Consider the following 2,808-nt stretch of genomic DNA (forward strand, 5'->3'; position numbering starts at 1 on the left):
TGGGGAATCAGGGAGTTTATGGAGATAAATCGGAAAGCAGGACATATCTCGTGGGTGGCTTTCAGGGGCTTGCACCCTACTGGTTTGAAGTAGACGCAAACTTACGCGTAGATATGGATGGAAAGGTTACCGCAGACCTTGAAGCGGAGCAAGATATCCTATTCACCCAAAGGCTTATACTCCAACCGAGATTTGAAACCCTGATTTCTTTTTCGGACATACCAAAGGTAGGAATATACAAAGGAATAAACAACTTTGAGCTGGGGGCACGTCTCAGATACGAGATAAGGAGAGAGTTTGCACCTTACGTTGGTGTGGAATGGACCCAATACGTGGGAGATGCGAAGAAAGCTCTTAAAGCTTCTGGTGAGGATGCAAGTGTCCTTAACCTGCTCTTGGGTCTGAGGCTTTGGTTCTAAGACCTACCCAGCTTCTCGTATATATCCTTCATCGGCACCCTGTAGTATATAGGTCTTCCGTGGGGACAGACATGGGGGTTTTCAAGGTTCTTCCAGCCCTCTATTAGCTCCTCCATCTGCCTTTGGCTTAGCCTCTCACCAGCCTTTATGGACACCCTGCAGGAGAGATCTTCTGCGTTGGGTCTGTCTTTCATCCTCTCGTAGTTTATCCTCTCCGAAAGCAGGTGCTGGTCAAAGAAGTAGAGGTAGTCTCCCCTCTTGGCTAAGATTATCTTCTCGTCTATCTGACCTATCAACTCAAACTCTGTGCTGTATCTGTCTTGCTCCTGGGATAGGAAGGGAACATAATAATCCTCTCTTGTAGATAGGAGCTCCCTCAGTAAGGAAAGGGTCTTCCTCTCCTTCAGGAACCTGACCTCACGCTTCTTGGGGTGTATGTTGAAGTCAACCATAAAGGGAGGAAGCTCCAGGAAAACTACACCTATGGTTTTGTAGCCCAAGACCTTCCTCATAAACTCTTTCAGGCTCCTTGAGCTGACAGGCCTTGAGTTTATAAAGACGTATATCTTCCCGTGCCTGACGTTCCTCGCAAGGTAGGACCTTACCTTCAGGAACTCCCTCTCTCCCTCATACACTTCAAACCTCTCCCCAAATATCTCCTCAACCCTGCTCAGCTCGTCTTCTGGCTTGAGGGAGAGGAGCTCCCTTCCGTTTGAGATGAGCTTAAAGCCCACAGCGGGGTTTACAAGGGCATACTCTCTGACTAACTCAAGCACCCTGTTCCTTTCGGTGTCCTCCCTTCTGAGGGACTTCCTCCTTACGGGCAGGTTGTAGAAGAGGTCCATGACCTCAACCACGGTTCCGGGAGCCATACCAACCTTTGACCTCCCCTGAAGCTCTCCACCCACAAAGTCAACCTGATAGCCCTCCAGCTCCTGGAAGTACCTTGACCTTATCCTGAGCCTGCTGACGCTGGCTATTGAGTGGAGCGCCTCGCCCCTAAAGCCGTAGCTCTTCAGGTGTATAAGATCCTTTTCATCCCTTATCTTGCTCGTTGCTCCCTCAAGGACAACCCTCTCTATGTCCTCCGGGTGTATCCCCGTCCCGTCATCCCTGACGTATATGAGCCTCTTTCCTCCCTTGGTTATCTCAATCTCAACGTTCCTCGCTCTGGCATCCAAGGAGTTCTCAAGGAGCTCCTTGACCACATCGGCGGGAGACTCTATCACCTCCCCCGCAGCTATCCTGCTCCTTACCTCCGGCGGGAGTATATTAACGAACATTCCTCAGGCTTCAACCCTCTGGAGGACCTCCTCGGGTATCTCAAAGTTGGCTATCACCTGCTGAACATCCTCTAAGTCATCAAGGGCATCTATGAGCTTTAAAACCTTCCTTGCGGTATCGGGGTCCTGAACAGAGACCGTTGAGGTTGGTATCCAGGTTATCTGAGCCTTCTCCACGGGAACTCCCAACTGTTCAAGCCTCTCCTTGACTTCGTAGAGCTCGTCCGGAAGTGTGTAAACAAGGTGGACCTCGCTCCCGCTCTGTATATCCTCCGCACCCGCTTCAACTGCTTTCTCAAATAGCTCCTCCTCGGAGATATCCGTAGCAGGGACCTCTATAACCCCCTTTCTGTCAAAGAGGTAGGAGACGCACCCGGAGGAACCAAGGTTTCCTCCATGCTTGGAGAAGGTATGCCTGACATCGGAGGATGTTCTGTTCCTGTTGTCGGTTGTAGCAAGAACCATGACGGCAACACCGCCGGGGGCGTAGCCCTCGTAAACTACCTCCTCGTAGGTTTCGCCCTCAAGCTCTCCGCTTCCCTTCTTTATAGCCCTCTCTATGGTCTCAAGGGGCATGTTAGCCTTCTTAGCCTGCTCTATAGCCGTCCTGAGCCTTGGATTGAACTCAGGGTTAGGACCCCCAAGCCTTGCGGCAACTGTAATCTCCCTTATGAGCCTGCTAAAGAGCTTTCCTCTCTGGGCATCTACCTTAGCCTTCTTGTGCTTTATCTGAGCCCAATGACTGTGTCCTGCCATCTCCAAACCTCCAAGTGTATTAATTTATACAAAACTCCTCTCTTATCAAACCCTTATACCTTAAAATATTTCCCTTCCAAGGAGGTTGGCATGGACGCTTCTCTTTTAAAGGAGTACAACCCTTACATTGATCTGAAGGAAGGGCAGCTTTACTTAGAAGGCGTATCTCTAAAGGAGCTGGCACAGAAGTACGGAACGCCCCTCTACGTCTACAGCGCCTCTTACATAAGGGACAGGATAAGGGCTTACAGGGAGGCATTTCCCGGTGCCCTGATATGCTATGCGGTGAAGGCTAACTTCAACCCTGAGGTCATAAAGGTGGCGGGGCAGGAGGGAGCTGGTGCAGATAT

Annotated in this window: 3 protein-coding genes and 1 pseudogene; 2 read left to right on the top strand and 2 right to left on the bottom strand. The window is 50.5% G+C overall.

Features of this window, described 5'->3' with window-relative positions; all coding sequences use genetic code 11:
• The coding region (locus AC1HCM_RS08690) for a copper resistance protein B (RefSeq protein ID WP_479461376.1) at window positions 1-419 on the top strand (419 nt) is incomplete at its 5' end.
• Here AC1HCM_RS08690 and mutL read toward each other — a convergent pair.
• Window positions 416-1,702, bottom strand: a complete 1,287-nt coding sequence (mutL, locus tag AC1HCM_RS08695; protein ID WP_479461377.1) for a DNA mismatch repair endonuclease MutL — start codon at window positions 1,700-1,702, stop codon at window positions 416-418. The two genes, AC1HCM_RS08690 and mutL, sit on opposite strands and share 4 nt — an antisense overlap.
• A gap of 3 nt (window positions 1,703-1,705) precedes the next feature.
• Window positions 1,706-2,458, bottom strand: coding sequence for a YebC/PmpR family DNA-binding transcriptional regulator (locus AC1HCM_RS08700; protein ID WP_479461378.1), 753 nt, complete (start codon window positions 2,456-2,458; stop codon window positions 1,706-1,708).
• Window positions 2,459-2,548: 90 nt separating this feature from the next.
• Between AC1HCM_RS08700 and AC1HCM_RS08705 the strand changes: the two are divergent.
• A pseudogene (locus AC1HCM_RS08705) lies at window positions 2,549-2,808 on the top strand (diaminopimelate decarboxylase); the annotation flags it as partial.

Source organism: Hydrogenivirga sp., assembly GCF_056450045.1.